15 protein-coding genes and 2 pseudogenes are annotated in these 15,407 nt (G+C 58.7%); 14 read left to right on the top strand and 3 right to left on the bottom strand.

What is annotated here, in order from left to right; genetic code table 11:
• Window positions 1–121: replication initiation protein RepC (gene repC / locus MPC4_RS14515; RefSeq protein ID WP_174512740.1), on the top strand; the 121-nt coding region annotated here is incomplete at its 5' end.
• A gap of 21 nt (window positions 122–142) precedes the next feature.
• Window positions 143–517, top strand: a complete 375-nt coding sequence (locus MPC4_RS14510; RefSeq protein ID WP_174513146.1) for a Tn3 family transposase — start codon at window positions 143–145, stop codon at window positions 515–517.
• Between the two features lie 307 nt (window positions 518–824).
• Here the strand turns inward: MPC4_RS14510 and MPC4_RS14505 are convergent, their stop codons facing one another.
• Window positions 825–1,127 (bottom strand): putative quinol monooxygenase, encoded by a 303-nt coding sequence (locus MPC4_RS14505; protein ID WP_174513145.1) that lies wholly within the window; start codon window positions 1,125–1,127, stop codon window positions 825–827.
• 1,165 nt (window positions 1,128–2,292) lie between these two features.
• Between MPC4_RS14505 and MPC4_RS14500 the strand changes: the two genes are divergently transcribed.
• From MPC4_RS14500 to MPC4_RS14460, 9 genes and pseudogenes are all read left to right on the top strand, one after another.
• Complete coding sequence (locus tag MPC4_RS14500) at window positions 2,293–3,879, top strand: ferritin family protein (RefSeq protein ID WP_342343636.1); 1,587 nt, start codon at window positions 2,293–2,295, stop codon at window positions 3,877–3,879.
• Window positions 3,880–4,043: 164 nt separating this feature from the next.
• On the top strand, window positions 4,044–5,165 hold the full coding sequence (locus tag MPC4_RS14495) for a ferritin family protein (protein ID WP_174513144.1): 1,122 nt from the start codon (window positions 4,044–4,046) through the stop codon (window positions 5,163–5,165).
• A 24-nt stretch (window positions 5,166–5,189) separates the two neighbouring features.
• A complete protein-coding gene (locus MPC4_RS14490) occupies window positions 5,190–5,594 on the top strand; it encodes an MmoB/DmpM family protein (RefSeq protein ID WP_174513143.1) in 405 nt (134 codons plus the stop codon).
• Window positions 5,595–5,607: 13 nt separating this feature from the next.
• Window positions 5,608–6,177, top strand: coding sequence for a methane monooxygenase (locus tag MPC4_RS14485; RefSeq protein WP_174513142.1), 570 nt, complete (start codon window positions 5,608–5,610; stop codon window positions 6,175–6,177).
• A gap of 31 nt (window positions 6,178–6,208) precedes the next feature.
• Complete coding sequence (locus tag MPC4_RS14480; protein ID WP_174513141.1) at window positions 6,209–6,442, top strand: hypothetical protein; 234 nt, start codon at window positions 6,209–6,211, stop codon at window positions 6,440–6,442.
• Window positions 6,443–6,470: 28 nt separating this feature from the next.
• Complete coding sequence (locus MPC4_RS14475) at window positions 6,471–7,505, top strand: FAD-binding oxidoreductase (RefSeq protein WP_210253658.1); 1,035 nt, start codon at window positions 6,471–6,473, stop codon at window positions 7,503–7,505.
• 77 nt (window positions 7,506–7,582) lie between these two features.
• On the top strand, window positions 7,583–7,861 hold the full coding sequence (locus tag MPC4_RS14470; RefSeq protein WP_174513139.1) for a hypothetical protein: 279 nt from the start codon (window positions 7,583–7,585) through the stop codon (window positions 7,859–7,861).
• On the top strand, window positions 7,858–9,510 hold the full coding sequence (locus tag MPC4_RS14465; protein ID WP_174513138.1) for a TCP-1/cpn60 chaperonin family protein: 1,653 nt from the start codon (window positions 7,858–7,860) through the stop codon (window positions 9,508–9,510). Before MPC4_RS14470 ends, MPC4_RS14465 begins: the two co-directional genes overlap by 4 nt.
• Window positions 9,511–9,890: 380 nt before the next feature.
• Window positions 9,891–10,103: pseudogene (locus MPC4_RS14460) on the top strand (inorganic diphosphatase); the annotation flags it as partial.
• A gap of 169 nt (window positions 10,104–10,272) precedes the next feature.
• On the opposite strand, the gene MPC4_RS14455 reads toward MPC4_RS14460, so the two are convergent.
• Together MPC4_RS14455 and MPC4_RS14450 are read right to left on the bottom strand one after the other, a co-directional pair.
• A complete protein-coding gene (locus MPC4_RS14455; RefSeq protein WP_174513137.1) occupies window positions 10,273–11,832 on the bottom strand; it encodes an ISL3 family transposase in 1,560 nt (519 codons plus the stop codon).
• Window positions 11,833–11,952: 120 nt separating this feature from the next.
• Window positions 11,953–12,243, bottom strand: a complete 291-nt coding sequence (locus MPC4_RS14450) for a type II toxin-antitoxin system TacA family antitoxin (RefSeq protein WP_244629026.1) — start codon at window positions 12,241–12,243, stop codon at window positions 11,953–11,955.
• Window positions 12,244–12,407: 164 nt separating this feature from the next.
• Between MPC4_RS14450 and MPC4_RS14445 the strand changes: the two genes are divergently transcribed.
• From MPC4_RS14445 to MPC4_RS14435, 3 genes and pseudogenes are all read left to right on the top strand, one after another.
• Entirely contained in the window at window positions 12,408–12,827 is a 420-nt protein-coding gene (locus tag MPC4_RS14445) for a DEAD/DEAH box helicase family protein (RefSeq protein WP_174513135.1), read from the top strand.
• A 51-nt stretch (window positions 12,828–12,878) separates the two neighbouring features.
• A pseudogene (locus tag MPC4_RS14440) lies at window positions 12,879–13,756 on the top strand (IS3 family transposase); the annotation flags it as partial.
• Window positions 13,757–14,397: 641 nt separating this feature from the next.
• Window positions 14,398–15,321, top strand: a complete 924-nt coding sequence (locus MPC4_RS14435; protein ID WP_174513134.1) for a hypothetical protein — start codon at window positions 14,398–14,400, stop codon at window positions 15,319–15,321.
• The last annotated feature ends 86 nt before the right edge of the window (window positions 15,322–15,407 follow it).

Below are 15,407 nucleotides of genomic sequence, written 5' to 3'. Positions count from 1 at the left end.
CGCCAGCGCCGGCGGCTATTTGCGCGAGCTGACGCGAAAGGCTGAAACCGGGGAGTTCTCGCTCGGACCGATGTTGATGGCGCTCATAGGATCTCGAAAGCGGGAGAAAAAGCGGGCATAGCGCCAAAAGCACGACATCACGATGCCGGAGCTCGCGGCAGAACTCGCCGCGGCGATCGTCTACTGGAACACGGTCTATCTCGGGCACGCCGTTCAGCATCTGCGATCGTCAGGCGCGGCCGTTCCGGAGGATTTCTTGAGACACGTCGCGCCTCTTGGCTGGAATAACATCAGCCTGACCGGCGATTATCTCGGGACCCAGGTCACCAGTCCCGGCGACGGCTTCCGGCCTGCCGCCCGCGCCAAGCGAGCCGAGCGCTACGACGGATTCATGCAGGCGCTCGGCCGCCGGCTCGCCAAGGGGCCGGGTTTCATCCGGGAAGTGTCGTGGGATATCGGAGAATCCGGCTTATCTATGTCCCGGGAGGCAGAGAGCTTCACAAAAAGTCCTGAGTGAAAGTCGGCGGGCTGCGGCGCTTTGCTGCGGCCGAAACCCTGCAATTGCCGCGTGTTCTGTTCTTACGGATAGCCCCCTGCCCACCAATCCAGGCCCAGAAGTCCCGCGGTGCCTGTTGATTTCCTGCTCTCACAGGGTTCATTTATAAGGATACATCAATGGGAATTGACGGTAGCGTGTCGTGCGCGAGCTTCATGCACGAGAGCGACGGATCGGCGATGCGAACTGAAATGCCGGCTCGCTTCTAAGTACGCTATGGGCGTGGCATGAAGTGATCGCCTCGCAGCGCCCAATAACGGCCAGTCACCTAAGCAGGGAGTTTGGCCGCAAGCACTTCGATTTTCTCAATACGTGGCGCCTCGGCCAGCAGCTCATCGGCATGCGCCATCAGGGCCGCGGCGATGCTTCCATTGAGATGAGCCTCGCGCCCGACTTCATCGGCGAACGCATCGAAGATGCCGAATGTGGCGGGGCCAAAGCGCAAGGCAAACCAGACCGGGGTCTGCGATTCAGCGTTGGCGAGCGCCAAGGCGCTTTCCAGAAGTGCCTGCAGGGCGTCCGCTTTGCCTGGTTTAGCTTCGAGGCGCACAAACAACGCTAGCTTGATCATCTGCTTACACTCCCTTTTTCATGGTGGCGGAATCGCGTTAGCACAAGCGACCCAGCACGCTTTGTAGCTTGGCAAGATCGCGAAATGTTATCATATTTGCTGTGACCATTTATCTCCTAACTCTGGACGGCCTATTTGACACGCGGCTAGCGACGCTGCTCGACGCGTCCGCCGCCGCGAACGAGCTGGCCGAGTCCACAAGCATGGCGACGCCCCAGTTCACGGTCATGATCGTCGGCGTCCGCAGACATGTGAAGACAGTCCAAGGCCTGACTGTACCGGTCGCGCGGCGGAAGGGCTTGGCGCGACCGGACATCGTCATCGTTCCCGCGCTCGAGGGCCAAAGCGGCCGGAAACGCTGCGGATAGCCTTGGAGCGAAAGGACGTCGCGGAGGCTGGCCGGCTGTTACACGATTGGGCTGGGTAAGGCGCATCAATCGCGGCCCGCGGTTCGCATTCGCCCCCCGGAGGTCGCCTCGAGCGACGAACTGATCTACGCAGACCCGTCTCGGAGTCAGGCATTTCACCTTTGCGATTTCACTTGGCCCGGTTATGTTGCCTTGGAGAGGGACCAGCTCCGCCAGCGCCCGGATGCAGACGGAACCGTTTTCAACCTGCAGCGCTCGCCGCCTTGGCCGGTGCCGGTGCGGGCCTCGCCTTGGTGGCGCAGAGGGTCGCCGCTATTCGCGGCGGGCCCCGCTCCCTCCCGGAAAATGGGCGGGATACCAAAACGTGAGGAAAGTCGTCCGAACCGAGTGATTTCATGAAGATATAGACCTCAGCGACGTTTCTTTGGAACCCAGAGGCTACGACCTTCTGGCGATACCGCACTTCAAGGCTCGCAGATATATGTTATGTTAGCTCAGGGTAAAAATCCCAAGCGCGTAATCAAAAAAAAGTAACGAGGGCTCAACAATTGCCCGGCGGAAGAGGAAACAAAATGGAAATTTTCTTGATCACTCCGAATTGTTACGCGCTCTGCCACCGGACTAGGAGGCGTGGCTGGGTTCTGCGCTGGCACTTCGGCGGTTCGCCCGAGCAGAAATCAATTGGATGAGACCCACGCACGGCTCGAAGGGGCTTTCAGGTTAAGGTAACGAAAACTCGCGGGACCGCAGATCGCGGATTGGGCGCGGGGAATAACGCAGATCAGGAGGAATCAAACATGCAGACAGCGGCGCCAAGTGGCCACAAGATTATGGAGAACACGAAGCGTGCGGTTCGCGCGCCGACCTCGGTTGATGCTCAGGAAGTCCATCGCTATCTGATGGACTTCAAGTGGGAATTCGAGAAAAACCGTACCAAGTACGGCACGAAGTACGAAATGGCGAACTTGACCAAGGAGCAGTTCAAGCTCACCGCCAAAGAGTACGCACGGATGGAGGCGATTAAAGAGGAGCGGCAGTTCGGAACGCTGCTCGACGGTCTCGACCGTCTCGACGCCGCCAACCGGGTCCACCCGCGCTGGGCGGAAGTGATGAAGGTGTTCGCCAATTTCCTGGAGTGTGGCGAGTACAACGCGATCGCCGGCTCCGCCCTGCTCTGGGATTCCGCGCAGTCTCCCGAGCAGAAAAACGGATACCTCGCCCAAGTGATCGACGAAATCCGGCACGCCAACCAGACGGCCTATGTCAATCATTACTTTTCGAAGCACGGCTCTGATCCCGCCGGGCACAACAACCCTCGCCAATTGCGCACCATCGGCCCTGCTTTTCGCGGAATCAAGCGCGCGTTCGGCGACGGTTTCAATGCCGGCGATCCGGTCGAGTGTTCTATCAACCTTCAGCTGGTCGCCGAGGCCTGCTATACCAACCCGCTGATCGTCGCGCTGACGGAGTGGGCTGCGACAAACGGCGATGAGATCACGCCGACCGTCTTCACGTCGATCCAGACCGACGAGATGCGGCACATGGCGAATGGCTATCAGACGATCGTGTCGGTGATCAACGATCCGAAAGCCAAGCTACACCTCAACGCAGATCTTAACAACGCCTTCTGGACGCAGACGAAATACTTCACGCCGGTGTTGGGCTATCTGTTCGAATATTTCAGCAGATACAAGGTGGAAGCTTGGTATAAGACCTGGAACCGCTGGGTGTATGAAGATTGGGCCGGAATCTGGCTTGGCCGCCTCGGAAAATACGGCGTCACCTCGCCGCCCAGTCTGCGTGAGGCGAAGCAGGATGCTGTCTGGTCGCATCATGATGTCGCCATCCTCGCCTACGCGCTGTGGCCATTGCATCATTACCGGCACGATCTGCCGGACGAAGTCGACATGGCTTGGTTCGAGGAGAATTACCCTGGCTGGTACGACCGTTACGGGCGTATTTACGACGAATGGCGTAAGCTGGGCTTTCAAGATCCCAAGAGCGGGTTTCTGCCTTCGGTTTGGCTCATCGAAAACGGCTACATCCCTTACATTGACCATGTTTCCGGAGTGCCGTTCTGTCCGAAACTCGCGAAGGGCGCGTGCGACCTTCGCATCCTGGAGCGTAACGGACGCCGTTACGCTTTCTCGGACACCTATGGCGAGCAGCAGTTCCTGCTGGAGCCCGAGCGCTACGAGGCGCAGGATTTCCTCACCCAATTCGAGGGCTGGGAACTGTCCCAGGTCATCCGGGCGGGGGGTGGATTGCGGAGCGACGGCAAGACGATGATCGCGCAGCCGCATCTGCGATCGGACAATATGTGGACCATCGACGACATTCAACGCATCGGGATGAAGATCCCGAATCCCCTGAAGATGCACTGAGGTCGACTTGCGCCGGCGCCACGAAAGATGGCGCCGGCCCCAAGCCCCGAAGAGAGGAAACCATTATGAAGCAAGGACAGGCTGTTCGGGCGATATTCGATCCCGAGCGAATCTTGGAAATCCGGAGAGTCTCGCCGGCCGAGCCTCAGGACACACAGCGCGTAATGAGTCATTTCGTCGTTCCCGAGGGCAAGCGGCTGACCGAGTACGAGCAGTTGACCGCTTATGCGCAGCAGAGCGCTGACTACGCGGGCGGCGGCCTCGAGGTCGGCGAATATCAGCAAAAGCATGCTGGCGGCCGCGGCGCATACGCCAACGAGACCACGGAACTCAAGACTCGCGACTGGTTCAAATTCCGCGATCCCGATCGCCGCTGGTTTTTCCCTGCGATCAAGGCCAAGGCGGAAGACGGGCGCGCCGCCGACCGCTTCATGAAGGCGGCGTCCTCTGAAGGGCTCGTTCGACTGATCGATCCCGACTGGCTCGGTTTTCTCGAGGTCGACTATGGGGCGTTGACGTTTTACGAGTATGGTCTCTTCAACGCGCACTCATCGGCCACCAAGGATTCGATTTCGGATTTCGTCAAGACATGGGTTGCGCTGACGGCGTTTGATAAAAACGATGCCGCCCAAATGGTGCAGACAGAGCGTGTCTTTCTGAGCAAGCAGGTGGAAGGATTCACCGCCGACCTGGGGCGTTCGAAAGAAGTTTGGACCAACAGCCCGACCTATAACAAGACGCGCGAGGCGGTCGAACGTCTCTGGGGCGAAACGTATGATTGGGGAGAAATCCTCTGGGCGTCGCACGCGATTGTCGATGCGATTTGTGGACACTTCATTCGGCGGGAGTTCTTTCAGAGAATCGCGCCGGTCTATGGCGACAATATCACCCCCTGGTTTCTAAGTCAGGCCTGCGGCTATGCTCAGACCGCCAAGGGCGGCGTGCGCAGGCTGTTCGGAGACAATCTCGCGAACGATCCCGATTTCGGGCCGCACAACCGGGCGGTCATTCACGCCTGGACCAATAAATGGCTTCCGGCCGCCGTTGCGGGACTTAAAGGGTTTGTCGGAATCTATGCTCAGCTTCCGAACGCTCCCGAGAAAATCGCGGGGCGCAACGCCGTCGAGCAAGGGGTCGAGCGCGTCATCCAGGATTGGGCGACCGACTTCGCCCATTTGGCAGGATATGAGGCGAATGTCGCCGGCTTGGTGGCCGAAGTGATGACCGGTATGGACTCGGCGCCAGCGTACCGTTCCGACGCCACGAAATCCATTCACACTGTTTAACAACCTTATGAAGGGGCGCCGGAAATGAGCGGACGCGGATCGAGTGAGGGCCTGAACTCCAAAAAAGGTCAAGCTTTTATCGACGAATTCCTCGACGAGAAGAACATGACCGTTAAGGAATCGCATGATGTAGTTCTTGTTCTCATGAAGAGCGAGGAAATGGATGTCATCGTCGATGACATCATCCTTGGTGAGCAAAAGAAACTGAATCCGACGATCGTGGTGGAAGACCACTCGAGCTACTACTGGATCAAGGCCCAGGGTCAAATCGTGATAGATGTTGATGTCGCGGCGGAAATAATGGGGCGGCAGTACAACGTCTATGACTTCCTCGTTAATGTCTCTTCGACTGTCGGTCGTGCGTTCATTAACGGTAACGTATTCACCCTGACAACGGAACTTGTCGGGCTGGACAAAGAATTGGCGTAGGGGAGGAAATAAAATGGCGTTCACGAACAAGTTCCTGCGCGACGAAGATCGCAGTCTTTATGACAATGAAATACGCCGTAGCTGGCGGGATCGCATCGCGGCGCTCAACAATCTCGACGAAGCGGTTGCTCTTCTGACGGAGATTCGCACCCAGCACGTCGGGCCCGAGCGGAAGACATTTGATTTGGAGTACGATTCATTGTGGATCGAGGCGGAGGCCGAAGGACGCGTGGCTTCGCTTAAAAGCGAGAAATTTCACGACGCGGAATTACTTGACAAATGCGTCTGCGGAACAGCGGTCGCAGATGTTTACCGTGATTTGCGCGGCCGGGTTGACGCCGCTGGCGAGGATCAGTTCGCGCTGGAACGTTTGGCTGCAGAATTTCGACGCAAGTTCAAGCCGCCCGTGATGCCAGTCAACGCATGGCTCGAACTCGACAGCTACCTAAGCAAGCGGTTGCTTGAGACCCGTGCGAAGGTTGCCGACATCGCGGCCATCAACGTTGAAGAGTGGCGCGCCAAACGCGGCTTCCGGGTGCTCGTCGAAGGTCATGGCAACACGATGAAGGGCGAAACGGCCTGAGGGCAGCAGCAACGGGATCCCGGAGGCATAGATGCATAACGATGAGGCGGTTAATCTAACTTTGTCGGAGAAGCAGGACTCGGAAACAGATTTCCGTGGCGTTTGTACCGACTTCGGTTTTGCCTGGCAGTGGGAGATCTGGCGGGGCGACAACGTGGTTCACGAAGGAGCAGCGCTGAGCGAGGCTGCCGCGTGGCGAGCCGTAAAGTCGATGATACGTGTCTTCGGGATCCTTGACAAAAACTTTTCAACAAATACGCAATGAACGGCGTCATTGGGGGGAATTTATGCATTTGATACGAGCAACGCTTGAGGACGGGGAGCACTTGCAATTCGAGTGTGATAGCGAAGAGAATGTCCTTTCCGCTGCTTTGCGCAACAATATTATTTTGCTCTCCGAGTGCCACAAGGGGATCTGCACGACTTGCCGTGCGCATTGTTCAAGCGGCGATTTCGAGCTAGGCGAAGGCGTAAGCGTCTATTCGCTGCCGCCCGAGGAGCAAGATGAAGGCTATACGCTACTCTGCCAAACCTATCCGCGGTCCGATCTAGAGGTCGAGCTACCCTATGGGCTGGACCGCGTAACCTTCGGAACCTCCCGGATCGAGGAAGTCTACGAGGCGAGAATTGCCTCCTGCGAGCGCTGGACGGAACATGTCGTTTCTATCATTCTGGAGCTGCGAGATGAATTTGACAAGCCTCGCGATTTTCGCTTCACGCCAGGGCAATATGTAAAACTTTGCGTCCCCGGCACCGACGAATGGCGAAGCTTTTCGATGGCGAACGTCCCGGATCGAAGCGGGCGGATCGAATTGATGGTGCGCGTGCTTGATGATGGAGTCTTTTCCAATTACCTTCGGGAAAAGGCCAAAGTTGGTCGTGTCATTGAAATGAAAGGTCCGTACGGAGAATTTCGGGTCCATCCGACGGCGAGTCCGCGCTACTTCGTCGGCGGCAGCACTGGTCTCGCCCCATTGGTTTCCATGCTCAGAGGGATGGTCGAGGCCAACGACTCGACGCCGAGCCGGCTGATTTTCGGAATGCGCAGCCGCGAATTTTTCTTTTACGCTAAGGAATTGGCTGTTCTGGCGAAGGCTCTGCCAACTCTATCGCTTGAACTCTCGCTCGAGACGCCGGATCCGGAATGGACGGCGCACACAGGCAATGTCGGCGAGGTTCTGGAGGCAGTACTCAGTCAGACTGGGGAAGCTCCAGACTTTTACGTGTGCGGGCCGGGACCGATGGTTCGGCGCATCGAGGAGATTTGTCAGGCGCACGGAGTGCACCAGGACCGTGTGTTCAGCGAGAAATTCCTGGCGTCCGGCTAGTGAGACGCGCCCGACCCCCAACGGAACCTTCCGCGACCAGTTTCCTTGGGGAGGTTGCATGTGCGCTGGATGAGTCGTTGCGGGAGACGCGCGAGACGCGGGATGAGCTGGTGGCCGCCATCGGCGCGCAACGGGTTCAGGAACTTGAAGAGTATTGGCTTTCCGAGCCGGACTCCGAAGCGAACGCTGCGTTCCTTCAGAGAGCGGCCTACCGGGAAAGGCTGCTCGTGGCAGTCTGGGCCAAGCTCCGTAGGCTGGAGCGCCTCCGGGTTACGGCGGGCCGCGAAGCCATGAAGATCGACCGGTGCGATGTGCAGGCGGGCGAGGGCCTGACGGCGGAGAAAACGCGAAAATGACAAGCCAGATTATTGCGGGCCCGGACTCGGTGCGCGTCATGCTGACCGGGATGCGCGATGTCGCCCGCGTAGCACGAATATCGCTCGGTCCAAGCGGGCGCGGGACCGTCATCGAGCACGTCGGACGGCTCGCCCCGATTTTCACCAAAGACGGCCGGACGATCGCCCAGGCGATGAAGTATCAGGACCCTGGTCACAATGTCGGCCTGAAATTCCTCACACAGGCCGCAGGTGTCCTGGATCGGCAGATCGGCGACGGCTCCAACACCGCTATCGTGATGACTCACGCGATGGCAATCGAGGTCGGACGCTTGCTGGCGACCAATTTGTCCGCGCGGGAAATTTGTCGGGGCATGGTCGAGGCGCGGGATATCGCTCTCGGGAGCCTCGAAAGCGGGGTGCGGCGGGTTACAGAGCACAATCTCAAGCACCTCGCCTTGACATACGCGAACCAGGACGAGTCGATCGCCCGGCTCACCTCCGAAGCCTTCGAATCCGTAGGGCAGGAGGGCGATGTCAGCGCGGAGTTCGGCGGCGGCGTAGAGGACGAGCTGGAAGTCGTCGAGGGCGCGCGTTACGACAAGGGCTACGCCTCACCTGTGTTTTGCACCAACAAGACCCAAAAGCGCGTCGAGTTGGAGCATCCCTTGTTTTTAATTACCGACCACCCGATCACGGACTTCCAATGTCTGGTCGACCCGCTTGAACTGGCGGTCCAGGCGGGAAGGCCGCTCGTCCTCATTGCGGAAAGTGTCGGGGAGGAGGCTTTAGCCGCGTTGGTCATGAATCATGTTCGGGGCAAGATTCGCTGCGCTGTCGCCGGGCCGCCAATGTTCGGAGAGACGCGCACCGACGCGCTGGAAGACATTGCCATCTTGACCGGCGGTCGGCCCTTTCTGGAACGTCAGGGCGACGTCATTCAAGCTGTGAAGCTCGCAGATCTCGGTCAGGCGGACAAGGTCGTCATGGATGCCGAAAGCACAACCATTATAGGAGGTCGCGGCTGCCCGCAAAACAAACGGGCCCGCATCGCCACGGTTCTCGGACGAAGACTGGCGCTTCATTCGGAGACGAGATCGATGACCGGCCGTGTGGACCTGGAAGAGAAACTTGCAGATCGTCTGAGAATGTTATCGGAGAAATCGGCAAAGCTTCGAGTAGGCGGGGCCAACGACACTCAGATTCGGTATCGGCTGCGCGTTGCAGAAAAGGCGATAGGCGCGACTCGGGCTGCGCTCGAATCCGGTGTTGTCGCCGGGGGTGGCGCCGCCTACTTCCGGGCGGCGCAAGAAATCGAGATGCGACTGGCCGGAGAGGAGAATCTGGCGCGCAGGGCGGGCCTCCGCGCGGTAGCGTTGGCCTTGAAAGCGCCACGGACCGCTATCCTGGCCAGTGTCGGGGAAGGGAGTTTGGCGTCGCAGCCAAACGAAGACGTCTGGTTCGGTTGGGACGTGCGCAGCAGACGCGACGATGTGGATCTATGGGAGGCCCGCATCGCCGACCCTCTGAACCAGTGCCGACTCACTCTTTCAGTGGCGGTGAGTCTATGCGAGAGCCTTTGCAACGTATCAGTAATGGTTCTCAAGACGCTTCCGGAGATTGATGATTTCAGTCCCGAGATGGCGGCGGCGACGCGGGAAGTGATGTAGCAAAGAAAGCGCGGAAAGAAAGCGGTCGAAACCTCCTCTCGTGAGGTTTCGCAGAAGGGGCGACGCCTCGTCCCAAACGCGAACAACGTCGGCGACCTTCGGTCCAGTGGGCTTCCGCCGAACGGGCTCTGCCTCTGAAGGTAACCGTGATTTCAAGACCACGGTTTTTGTCGCGTCTTCTGTGTCTAGCGCTTTGGCTCCGCGACCATGAAAAAGACAAGACTTGTTTTAAGGGGCTGGTCTGCCGACGCGGGGGCCTTTTTTGAGCGCGATGTCGGAAGAGTCGTGGGTATCGCGGCCAGCGACCGTGCTTGGAAACGAAGAAGTAGACTTCATGATCGCCGGCCGCCTGTAATGATCCGCGGCAGCAGGGAGCGCCCATGCGCATTTTGACGTTCAACGTCGTGATCGAGGTCTCAATCGGGGGCGAGCCGATCAAATATGAGCTGGACAAGGCCGCCGGCGCGCTGTTCGTCGACAGGTTCCTCCACACTTCGATGCGCTATCCGGGCAATTACGGTTTCATCCCGCATACATTGTCCGAAGATGGCGATCCCTGCGACGTCATCATTGCCAATACCCACTCGATTGTTCTGAGCGATGATAATGCGCTGAATTATAAGTGCAAATTTTTCCGCTCACGATGAAAAACCGTCTCCCCGATCCGTCAGAAATCCGCGCTCTTGATTTCATAGGGAAATTTCGGGGATGTTAATTTCCACTGAGAACTGGCTCTGACGCATTTTTGCTGAAGGCGATCAGCTAGCCCGCGCCGATCAGTCGCGCCTGAAGCAGATCGATTTTGGCGCGCCCGTACATCTGGCGTTTGATGAGTTTCAGACGAGTGATCTGCCCCTCCGTCTGTCCATTGGACCAGGGCGAGATGATCGCATTTCGGACGGCGGCCAGATCTTTCTCGACACCATTGGCGAAAGATCCGACAAGGGTTCCCTTCCCAGCTTCGAGCCACGCGTCCAGCTTGGCGGCAGCCTTTGATCGGATCGTGGATTGGAACTCCATGATGGCCTCGCGAGCAACAACCAGATCCTGGACATTTCCTTCAATGGCCGCCACCAGAATGGCTTCAGACTTTGTCAGGTCGTCACGTGCCGACGTCATTAGACGGGCGATGATCCGAGCTGACGGCGTTCGCGCCAGCGCGTTTTGACCTGCCTTTTCCGCAAGGCGTCTGCGTTGCGCCCATTGTGACACCACGCCGCTTCGCCCGGAAAAGCCCGCCACACGCATTTCGCGCCAAAGCGCCAGCGCATTGCGCTCCCCTTTCTCCCAGCGCTCATTCAGCCAGGGCGACCAGCTATCCAGCGAACTGGGCTTTGTCCGGAAGACATCCGTCCGCTGGCCGCGCAGGACGTCGCGAACAAGCTTGCGGCTGTGTCCCGTCTCCCTCACGATTTGCCTGATTGGGGCGCCTTGCTTCGACATTTTCAGAATGGCCTCATTTGTCTCTTGCCGACGCAGATATCCCTGGTACTGGAGGCGCTCAGCACAGGTGAGAAGCTTGGGATCTATGACGCTGCTGCCGATGGCCTTTCTGATCTGCCGCATGGATTTGCCAACCGCATCGAGAAAGGCTCGGCTCGAGTTCTCCAGGAGATGCCAACGATCCGCGACTTGTTCAGCGTGCGGCAGGGCTTTGGCGATGGCCTCGCCGTAACCGCCGCCCCGGTCCCGGGCGACCGTAAGTATTGAAGGCCGCTCAGCCAGCCACGCCCGAGAGGTGTCCAGCGCCCGATCTGGCAACAAGATCACGGGGCGACGGCGCTCAAGATCGCAGACGATCGTTCCATAGGTCTGTCCTCGACGAAACGCGAAGTCGTCAATGCCGATGACCGTAAGCTCGGCGCCACCGGTCTGGGTGCTGCGGCGACGCACGACACGCAGAAGCGTGTCGTTGCTGACGGGCATCATCAAGCGAAGGGCGAAAGCCGCCGCAGGTCTGCCACCCAAGGCCAGACCGAGATGATGGACGATAGTCTCAAGCCTTCCGGTGCGCCGGCCGTATGGGGAAAGGACGCCAGTCTCAAATCGTTCGCAAAAGATGCGCCGACCGCACAAAACCGCGTCGCACCAGAACCGTCGCGCAATAACCATCAGTTCGACTTGGCGGCCGCCAAGGGGCAGGTCGGCGGGGCGGCGCAAATACCGACTCTGAATCCGGCGGCTTCTTCGACCGCAATCTGGACAATGACCAAACGGCCGAAGGGACCGCAACCGGATCTGGACCCGGGCGCCTTCCACCGTGACACCATCAACTGCAAAGCCATCTGGCGCCAGGCTGGCGCGTTGAAATTGCTGACCCATTCACAGCTCCTCCGACGAATCAGCAAGAGCGTCCCGGCGAACCGCAGCAAATATGAGTCAGAGCCAATTCTCGGCGGAAATCGACAGCGATGCGTAGAGTGGCGGCACGGCGGCAGCCACTCACGCCCCGGTCAGCTTGAGGTAGCGTTGCACGGAAGCTTTGAGCCGACGGTTCGGCTCTCGCGGATTGAGGAGCGCCTCGGCGAACGCTCGGCTGTCCGCGGCGCTCAGCCGGATGGTCTGGGTTTCCTCGATGACGCGCACGGCCGCGTCATGCACGCTGGCGATCACGAAATCCGTGAGCGTGCGCCCCTGTAGCTCGGCAGCGCGTTGGAACAGGGCCTTCAGGTCGCGGGAGACCCGCGCTTCCAGCCGCTCGTCTCGCGCCTTGGCTGTGGCTTTTCCTGACATGTCGCACATACCTTGAGTTGCGTCCGGAACCTAGCTAGTAGGCACGGCTAATAGACGGACATTTCAAGCGGCGCCGTCAGAGGTGCCCGTCTGTGACGGGATCGGGGGAGAAATGACACCACCTGAATCACCACTCAAATGCGCGATTTAGGCCCGGCGCAAGGATGAACGCCGACTCACAATCGTTCGTCGAAAATTTTCTCCGCCTGACCGGCCATTCGCCGATGCTGTGGCAGCATCGGCTGTTCGGCCGGTTTATGGACGGAGCGGGTCCATCCGCGCTCGATTTGCCGACCGGGCTCGGAAAGACCTCGGTGATGGCAATCTGGGTTCTCGCGCGAGCCCTTGCAACGGAAGGCGCGCTTAAAACCATTCCGCGCCGGCTGGTCTATGTCGTGGATCGGCGGGCTGTGGTCGATCAGGCGACGGCAGAGGCCGAGAAGCTGCGCACCGCGCTCGAAGTTGACGCAAGACATCTGAAGGAACAGCTTCGGCTGGACGGCACACTCCCCATTTCGACGCTCCGCGGCGCATATGCCGATAACCGAGAATGGCTCGACGATCCTGTGGTCTGCCCCCTTTGAAGTGATCCATCCATATAGTTGGCCTGAGGGCCATTTTTGAAGGATGGAGAGATGGCAAGGAAGCGGCACAAGCCCGAAGAGATCGTCGCGAAGCTGCGGCAGGTGGATGTTCTGACGGCGCAGGGCAAGTCGATCGCCGAGGCGGTGAAGACGATTGCGGTGACCGAGACGACATATTTTCGCTGGAGAGCCGAGTACGGCGGGATGAAGAGCGATCAGGTCAAGCGGCTCAAGGAATTGGAGCTGGAGAACGCCCGGCTTCGGCGGGTGGTGTCGGACCTGACCCTGGACAAGCTGATTCTGACCGAGGCCGCACGGGGAAACTTCTGAGCCCCGCCCGTCGCCGCGCTTGCGTGGAAAAGGTCAGGGCTGAACTGAAAGTGTCGGAGCGGCGGGCCTGTGCGGCTCTTGGCCAGCACCGATCCACCCAGCGCAAGCCCGCCAGAGGCCGTGATGACGAGGCGGCCTTGACCGCCGACATCATCGAACTGGCCAAGACCTATGGCCGCTACGGCTATCGGCGGATCACGGCCCTGCTGCGCTGCGCCGGCTGGGCCGTGAACGCCAAGCGGGTCCAGTGGATCTGGCGACGGGAGGGGCTGAAAGTCTCACAAAAGCAACCAAAACGCGGCCGGCTCTGGCTGAACGACGGCTCCTGCGTGCGTCTGCGCGCCGAGCGGCCCAACCACGTCTGGTCCTACGACTTCGTCGAGGACCGGACCCATGATGGACGAAAGTTCCGGATGCTGTGCGTCATTGATGAGTTCACTCGCGAGGCCTTGGCTATCCGGGTCAAACGTCGGCTCAACTCGACCGACGTCTTGGAGACGCTGGCGGATCTGATGATCCTGCGCGGGCCGCCAGCCTACGTTCGTTCCGACAACGGCCCGGAATTCATCGCCAAGACCTTGCGTGAATGGATCGCGAGCTATGCGGGATTTTCGGTGACGGCGTGAATCAAGCGGCGGATTTGATTTCGCGACTTCGATTCCGTCTTTGAACTTTACCCCGTTGATGACTTTCGGCAACTGATTTTGGGGGAATATTGTACTTCGCGTACCCATAGCATTTTTTGAAGCCGCCGGGTGTCCCCGGCGACCCCGTTTTTGAAGACGGCCTACGTTAGTTGCGCGTTGACCTATAATGCCCGGTCACAAACTCGACCTTGCCGAATCGCACGCGATGATAGGGTTCAACCCAAACCATTTACGCTCTCCTGAAAAAGGAGTTGCGGGGTGGGCGGCTGCCGTGCGATTCTAGCCGTGTGTTGGCGTCTAGAGCCGCGCGGCGGAGCCGCCCGGTTGCTGGGCTACCACGAAGGCCGGATGCCCGTTGACGCGGGCGCCGGCCTTCTTTGTTAGTCGCTCCCGAAACGCCGGTAGCCGGGCGGGGGAGCTAAGCAGGTGTGACCATCGAGTTCCTCCATCGCCGAATCGTGCGGCGATGCAGCGCCTATAAACGCACGCCGAGAGAGTTAGGTCAAGCGTTGTAATCTCTTTCTTGTTCTTACTCTCTTGCGCAGATTGAGAAATGTTAGTACACCTGTGGAACATTCCATAGGAGAGACCCCATGTCACGCGCAAGAAGCCCCAGCTATCCAAATACGCCGCTGAGAGAAGCTATTGTTTTAATTGATAAAATATTCGCAGCAGACCGAAGAAACCCAATTGATCGTGCCGTTGCGGCCAAACATCTTGGGTACAGTGGCATTAGCGGCGCATCCGACATGACGTTGGCGGCCCTTATGCACTATGGCCTCTTAGAACGCGCCGGTAAGGGCGAAACTCGTGTAACTCAGCTCGCGGTCGATATAATACATCCACACAACGAAGATGATAGGCGCAATGCCTTGAGGCGGGCGGCGTTTTCTCCAACCCTCTTTCGTGCCCTGAGAGAGCGTTTTCCTGACGGGAAATTCTCTTCGGAGGCACTCAAGTCTTATTTGATGAGAGAGGGGTTTGTGGAGAGCGCTGTTAACCCGGCTGCCCGGGCATACTCTGAGACCTGCTTGTATCTCGAGAAAGAAAACGCTTACGGAAGTGGTGGTAATGAGCCGACAAACGGGGTCGAATCGACCCCGCCAGTAGATGTCACTGTCTACGGCGGAGCGCAGGTTGGCGATTTAATTCAATGGGAATCCCAAGGCGCGCTTCAGTTTTCAAAACCTCAGCGCGTTCGGCTGGTCACAGATGATGGCCAGTGGTTGAGCGTCGAGAATAGCGAAACGGGCATACCTATGAATGAGGTGATAGTCGAAGAACGTGGTTCAGTTCAGCCGCCGCCGAGATTTCCATTAGACGACCGCAAAGACAGATCGTCTCTCAAAGCCGACCCAGGCGAAATAGAATGGATGAGGACCGGCATAGGGCGCGCGACAACCGCCCGAGTTATTGTGCAAGGCCCGATGGGACCGAAAGAAATTGGTCGTCTAATAAAGATGTTGGAGGCGCAAAAAGATGTCCTCGAAGACGAGGACGACGTTATGGACGCTTAGGTATCCTAGGTGGCACAATTTTTTGAAAGGCAGCCTCAAAAGCGCTCCCAGAATCGTCAACCCCAAGACGCCGAGCGGCTTCCTTG

The sequence above is a fragment of the Methylocella tundrae genome, assembly GCF_901905185.1.
In the GTDB taxonomy this organism is placed as follows: Bacteria; Pseudomonadota; Alphaproteobacteria; order Rhizobiales; family Beijerinckiaceae; genus Methylocapsa; species Methylocapsa tundrae.
Note: the sequence above shows the minus strand (reverse complement) of the source record. Positions and strands in the feature narration are given on the sequence as shown.

What these genes read in the sequence shown, in the direction of transcription:
- MPC4_RS14510 (WP_174513146.1), top strand. Translation starts at nt 143, where the DNA reads ATGCCGGAGCTCGCGGCAGAACTCGCCGCGGCGATCGTCTACTGGAAC.
- MPC4_RS14505 (WP_174513145.1), bottom strand. Translation starts at nt 1,127, where the DNA reads ATGATCAAGCTAGCGTTGTTTGTGCGCCTCGAAGCTAAACCAGGCAAA.
- MPC4_RS14500 (WP_342343636.1), top strand. Translation starts at nt 2,293, where the DNA reads ATGCAGACAGCGGCGCCAAGTGGCCACAAGATTATGGAGAACACGAAG.
- MPC4_RS14495 (WP_174513144.1), top strand. Translation starts at nt 4,044, where the DNA reads ATGAGTCATTTCGTCGTTCCCGAGGGCAAGCGGCTGACCGAGTACGAG.
- MPC4_RS14490 (WP_174513143.1), top strand. Translation starts at nt 5,190, where the DNA reads ATGAGCGGACGCGGATCGAGTGAGGGCCTGAACTCCAAAAAAGGTCAA.
- MPC4_RS14485 (WP_174513142.1), top strand. Translation starts at nt 5,608, where the DNA reads ATGGCGTTCACGAACAAGTTCCTGCGCGACGAAGATCGCAGTCTTTAT.
- MPC4_RS14480 (WP_174513141.1), top strand. Translation starts at nt 6,209, where the DNA reads ATGCATAACGATGAGGCGGTTAATCTAACTTTGTCGGAGAAGCAGGAC.
- MPC4_RS14465 (WP_174513138.1), top strand. Translation starts at nt 7,858, where the DNA reads ATGACAAGCCAGATTATTGCGGGCCCGGACTCGGTGCGCGTCATGCTG.
- MPC4_RS14455 (WP_174513137.1), bottom strand. Translation starts at nt 11,832, where the DNA reads ATGGGTCAGCAATTTCAACGCGCCAGCCTGGCGCCAGATGGCTTTGCA.
- MPC4_RS14450 (WP_244629026.1), bottom strand. Translation starts at nt 12,243, where the DNA reads ATGTCAGGAAAAGCCACAGCCAAGGCGCGAGACGAGCGGCTGGAAGCG.
- MPC4_RS14445 (WP_174513135.1), top strand. Translation starts at nt 12,408, where the DNA reads ATGAACGCCGACTCACAATCGTTCGTCGAAAATTTTCTCCGCCTGACC.
- MPC4_RS14435 (WP_174513134.1), top strand. Translation starts at nt 14,398, where the DNA reads ATGTCACGCGCAAGAAGCCCCAGCTATCCAAATACGCCGCTGAGAGAA.